Origin of the sequence: Methylobacterium frigidaeris (assembly GCF_022179185.1) — a bacterium.
GTDB classification, from domain to species: domain Bacteria; phylum Pseudomonadota; class Alphaproteobacteria; order Rhizobiales; family Beijerinckiaceae; genus Methylobacterium; species Methylobacterium frigidaeris.
Map to the genome: position 1 here is coordinate 1 of NZ_BPQJ01000245.1, position 259 is coordinate 259.

Below are 259 nucleotides of genomic sequence, written 5' to 3' on the forward strand. Positions count from 1 at the left end.
ACCCGGACCGTCGTGCCGGCCGGTGAGGTCCACTCGCAGGTCCGGGTGAGCGTCCCGGCCCGCAGATCGGGCACTCGCTCGTGGGAGCGCAGCAGCCCGTACCGCAGATCGAAGGGCTCGTCGTCCACCAGCAGACGGATGATCTTGCCGTTCGTGACGTTGATGACCGTCTGCCCGGCTCCTACCTCAACGGCGTCCACGAGCTCCATCCACTGCCGTACGCGGAGGCGGGGTACGGCTATCCGGAGTCCGGGCAGAC

1 protein-coding gene is annotated in these 259 nt (G+C 68.7%); it reads right to left on the bottom strand.

The window, feature by feature from the left end:
* Nucleotides 1–200 (bottom strand): hypothetical protein (locus tag MFF64_RS37020; protein WP_238194030.1); only part of this gene is annotated, 200 nt, incomplete at its 3' end.
* Nucleotides 201–259: the final 59 nt, after the last annotated feature.